Source organism: Xenorhabdus sp. SGI246, assembly GCF_040838225.1.
Classification (GTDB): domain Bacteria; phylum Pseudomonadota; class Gammaproteobacteria; order Enterobacterales; family Enterobacteriaceae; genus Xenorhabdus; species Xenorhabdus indica.
Map to the genome: position 1 here is coordinate 1 of NZ_JBFPEZ010000105.1, position 3654 is coordinate 3654.

At 38.1% G+C, this 3654-nt stretch carries 9 protein-coding genes; 5 read left to right on the forward strand and 4 right to left on the reverse strand.

All coding sequences use genetic code 11. From position 1 onward, the window contains the following. The first annotated feature begins 147 nt into the window (after positions 1-147). The 5 genes from ABLA85_RS17615 to ABLA85_RS17635 all read left to right on the forward strand — a co-directional run bounded on the left by ABLA85_RS17615 (position 148) and on the right by ABLA85_RS17635 (position 1944). Positions 148-375, forward strand: a complete 228-nt coding sequence (locus ABLA85_RS17615; protein ID WP_348994232.1) for a hypothetical protein — start codon at positions 148-150, stop codon at positions 373-375. Positions 376-386: 11 nt separating this feature from the next. After that, entirely contained in the window at positions 387-569 is a 183-nt protein-coding gene (locus ABLA85_RS17620) for a hypothetical protein (RefSeq protein WP_367965638.1), read from the forward strand. 292 nt (positions 570-861) lie between these two features. Beyond that, a complete protein-coding gene (locus ABLA85_RS17625) occupies positions 862-1131 on the forward strand; it encodes a hypothetical protein (protein WP_367965639.1) in 270 nt (89 codons plus the stop codon). Positions 1132-1134: 3 nt separating this feature from the next. Continuing rightward, the gene (locus tag ABLA85_RS17630; protein ID WP_367965640.1) at positions 1135-1449 is read left to right on the forward strand and encodes a hypothetical protein; all 315 of its coding nucleotides are present in this window, start codon (positions 1135-1137) and stop codon (positions 1447-1449) included. Positions 1450-1560: 111 nt separating this feature from the next. Beyond that, positions 1561-1944: a transposase gene (locus ABLA85_RS17635; protein WP_367965641.1), complete on the forward strand. Its 384-nt coding sequence runs from the start codon at positions 1561-1563 to the stop codon at positions 1942-1944. 110 nt (positions 1945-2054) lie between these two features. Here the strand turns inward: ABLA85_RS17635 and ABLA85_RS17640 are convergent, their stop codons facing one another. From ABLA85_RS17640 to ABLA85_RS17655, 4 genes are all read right to left on the reverse strand, one after another. After that, positions 2055-2339 carry an addiction module antidote protein gene (locus ABLA85_RS17640; protein WP_187650735.1) on the reverse strand — a complete coding sequence of 95 codons (285 nt, stop codon included), beginning with the start codon at positions 2337-2339 and terminating at the stop codon, positions 2055-2057. Between the two features lies 1 nt (position 2340). Continuing rightward, the gene (locus ABLA85_RS17645; RefSeq protein ID WP_367965642.1) at positions 2341-2637 is read right to left on the reverse strand and encodes a type II toxin-antitoxin system RelE/ParE family toxin; all 297 of its coding nucleotides are present in this window, start codon (positions 2635-2637) and stop codon (positions 2341-2343) included. A 95-nt stretch (positions 2638-2732) separates the two neighbouring features. Continuing rightward, positions 2733-3077 (reverse strand): hypothetical protein, encoded by a 345-nt coding sequence (locus ABLA85_RS17650; RefSeq protein WP_367965643.1) that lies wholly within the window; start codon positions 3075-3077, stop codon positions 2733-2735. A 138-nt stretch (positions 3078-3215) separates the two neighbouring features. Next, the gene (locus ABLA85_RS17655) at positions 3216-3545 is read right to left on the reverse strand and encodes a SymE family type I addiction module toxin (protein WP_187650732.1); all 330 of its coding nucleotides are present in this window, start codon (positions 3543-3545) and stop codon (positions 3216-3218) included. Positions 3546-3654 lie beyond the last annotated feature (109 nt).

Below are 3654 nucleotides of genomic sequence, written 5' to 3' on the forward strand. Positions count from 1 at the left end.
AGTGATAGGAACGTTTATTGAACGTGAATACTACTTTCTCTAAGCGATCTAACTATTGGAAGCATGACCAAGGTGGGGCAAGACAGTTACATGCCGATTGGCGAGTTATCAAGTTTGATTCAGTCAAGATCTTACCGGAGAAATAAAATGGAAATGCTAAAACGTGAAGATGCGGAAGAAATGCTTTACCAGCTACTCAACAATACTTTAGTACACAAGAATGATATTGATGAGTTAATGGACTCAGCGAAAAATCATCCATATGGTATCCCAATGAAAGGAATACGCTATAGATACGACCAAATGGAAAAAAAGGAATTAACGAAAGAAGATTGGCGTATTCTTAACACGTTAATGCACTTTTATGGGCCTTAATAACAATTAATATGCCGGAAGATCATGGTGATCTTCCGGTTTTCTTCTTTTTAAGAGCCGCTCAGTCCCTGCCCTTAGTTGCTGTTGTAGTCGCCAATCAGTTCCCGCATTCTCAGCTTAATATCACTGAGCTGGTCTTGCTGGCGTTGGTACTGTTGCTTAATGGTGCGAGTGTCATCACTGTCAGGGATTAGCACCAAACAGCCGTTCATGATTTTAACCGTCAGCGTTGCCGCCAATATCAAACCCGGCGGCCTTCAGTATACTGGCTGTGCAGAGCAAATGTTTGTACTTGGGCCATGGAAATATCAGGGCGAGAGCGTGAACGTTTTACGAACATAATTGGAGCAAAAACAACCGTAAATTAGATTGAATTTAAAGCAACCCAACACACCCTGTCACCAAAATAGTTTGGATATTATTCGTGTTATTTTTAATTTGAGCACTCACGCTCTCACCCTGATGGAAATATGGATCTCTAATAAAATGAAAACTTCAGGTAAAACGTTTTTGACTGATGCTCTTCAATTGGTTCAGGATGCAATTGAACTACATCAACGTGGAAAGAATGCACCATTATCTATTGGTGCATTAACTCAGGTAAAAAAAGAGTTAGAGGAAATGATAAGGATCATGAATCCTCAAGTTTACAAGCCATCATATCCAAGATTTATTATGGATTGGCCTGATGAAAATGGGATTATATCAACATTGATTGATGTTGCTTATTATTACCAAAAAATAAAAAAGAACTAACCCATGAATTTTATTGAATTAGCAGAAAAACTGAGACCCCTTTTCTTTTCACTATGGAAAATTATGCATGATAACGGTGGAGGAAGTTGGATCAAGAGCATTGAGAATATTATTGCGTTACTGACACCACCTGCTTATGGAGGCACGAACGATGCAAAATCTGCTATTGAAGATGCCCGTCATGCTTATAGTTCTATGTTCAGAGGCTATGGTGGTTTTGCTGAATATTTTATCTGGCGAGATGATTTTAATGAGCGAGTTAAAGCCAATGAAGCATTGGATAAAATAAAAAATGATATAAATCATATAATTAATTAAAGCAAAACTGGAAAGATCCCCATGATCTTCCCGCTTTATTGTTCTTATGTGATAACTTAATTTTGGTCGCTGCCATAGAACTGAATTAGCCAACCATCAAAAAGGAATAATATGATAACGGTATATCAATATGTTTATGACAAGATGATAAAAAAAAGAGAAGAGATACGTAGCTATTTACTGGGTCCATTGAATGATAATTTTCCCGAAGAATATAAACCAATACGTGAACTTTATTATAATGGTTCAGCTAAAGGAAAATCCTATGTAGAGAAGATGATCATAAAAACAGCGGATGATCTTCTCCTTTCCCAATTTGAAAAAATGGATAGGCTCCGATTGTTGGAAAATGGTAATGACATGTTTTCAATGGAATTGAAACCTAATGAATATAACAGCATTGTTTATGTACCTGAAAACCTCAGTTTCTGCTCAATTATGAAAGAGTTGATTGAGGAGGAAAACAATAACCACACTTCGCGGTTTGTTTATTGAATACTATTACTTAAAAAGATAAATTACATCGTAATGATGTAATTTATCAATAGATACATGTAAGGAATACATTTCTTTTCAATATATTATTATGTTGAATAATGGGTTGATTAAGCCCCAGTAAAATGCAGTTTCAAACCCAGTGCTTTTGATATTTTGTATACCGTATTAAACGAGGGGTTGCCTTCGCCGGATAACGCCTTATATATCCCTTCGCGGCTTATTCCCGATTCTTTAGAAATTTGGCTGATATTTTTTATTCTGGCAATGTTACCTAATGCTTTAAATAAATATTTTGTGTCGTTCTCTTCGATAGCGGCATTTAAGTATGCCTGAATATCTTCTTCTGTTTCTAAAAACTCCACAACATCGAATTTTTTTGGCGCTGTTTTCATTTTAAAATCCCCATTCTTTCGCGAGTTGTTTTGCTTTCTTTATATCTGCCTGCTGGCTGCTTTTATCTCCACCACAGAGTAATAAGATGATTTTATTATTTTTATGAGCAAAATAGACACGATAGCCTTGCCCGTAATGTATTCTGAGTTCCGAAACGCCGTTTCCCACAGGTTCAACATCGCCAAAATTTCCCTCTTCCATTCTTTCAACCCGGATTAAGATCTTGGCTTTGGCTATCCTGTCTTTTAAGGATTTTAACCATTTTTCAAAATCTTGAGTCCTTTCAATGGTTATCATGCTTACTCCTTATCATTGTATATAAATGATATGATGTGTCAACTACAGTTAACACATCAGTGCAATTAGCAATAAGTAAGAAAATGCTATGCGGTTCAGGCAGGTATCAGGTCAGATTCTGTTAGCAACATAATCTTGCCGTGACCGAAAGCAATTTGAACGGGCTTATCCAGCAAACCGGTTTCCGTTAACCAGTCGCCCGCCAGATACAGCTCGCCATTGTCACGTACCCAATCGATGCCCTGCTTCGGATCATCTTCCACGGCGTGGAACAGGGTAGCCGGATCATCATCCGGTTTCGCTAACGTCAACATAAGCCCGTTGTTATATTGCTGGATATGAAACAGGGCATTGGGTGTAAAGCCCATCTGTTGCATATCGTCACCAGTTAACACACATTCCGGTTTTTCAGCGTCTTCAGTAGAAAATTTAAGCTCCATCAGTTCCTTCTCTGTTGATGAATAAAATAAAATGCGAGCAGCTTCGCAAAAGAAAATTTTTGCCATTTCAGTGCAAAGTATAACTCTCACAGGATCGTTCAATATCATGTTTTAATTGAAAAAAATGACACTATGAGTTTATCCAGGTAGCTTTTTATTTAATTTTCCGGGGAATTGCCGCAGCCAGCGTGCCACAGCGATATCATCCCATTCGCCTTCATTCAGGCTTTTTAAGCAGTGCCACAATTCATGAAAATTTTGGGTGGCGATAATCAAACAACCTGGCATCACTCTGATTTTTAACGGATCGTTAATAGAGAAACCGGCTTCCAGTAGCCATTTTCCACTTAAGTTGATGGCCGGAGTCGTGCGGTTCACTCCCTTGGGGCGATAAACCACTTTCTGATAACGTTCCGGTTGGGAAATTTTGTAAATGCGGGTGCCTGCAGTAGAATGCATGTCAGCCATAATAACTACCTCGACTAGGCTGTGTCCCTTAATATAAATTAGTAGTATTATCATCCAGTTGATTTTAATACTGGAATAAAATGATGGCACGCTACGACATTCCTGATGA

Coding starts and splice junctions, on each gene's coding strand:
- ABLA85_RS17615 (WP_348994232.1), top strand. CDS start 148: ATGGAAATGCTAAAACGTGAAGATGCGGAAGAAATGCTTTACCAGCTA.
- ABLA85_RS17620 (WP_367965638.1), top strand. CDS start 387: ATGCCGGAAGATCATGGTGATCTTCCGGTTTTCTTCTTTTTAAGAGCC.
- ABLA85_RS17625 (WP_367965639.1), top strand. CDS start 862: ATGAAAACTTCAGGTAAAACGTTTTTGACTGATGCTCTTCAATTGGTT.
- ABLA85_RS17630 (WP_367965640.1), top strand. CDS start 1,135: ATGAATTTTATTGAATTAGCAGAAAAACTGAGACCCCTTTTCTTTTCA.
- ABLA85_RS17635 (WP_367965641.1), top strand. CDS start 1,561: ATGATAACGGTATATCAATATGTTTATGACAAGATGATAAAAAAAAGA.
- ABLA85_RS17640 (WP_187650735.1), bottom strand. CDS start 2,339: ATGAAAACAGCGCCAAAAAAATTCGATGTTGTGGAGTTTTTAGAAACA.
- ABLA85_RS17645 (WP_367965642.1), bottom strand. CDS start 2,637: ATGATAACCATTGAAAGGACTCAAGATTTTGAAAAATGGTTAAAATCC.
- ABLA85_RS17650 (WP_367965643.1), bottom strand. CDS start 3,077: ATGGAGCTTAAATTTTCTACTGAAGACGCTGAAAAACCGGAATGTGTG.
- ABLA85_RS17655 (WP_187650732.1), bottom strand. CDS start 3,545: ATGGCTGACATGCATTCTACTGCAGGCACCCGCATTTACAAAATTTCC.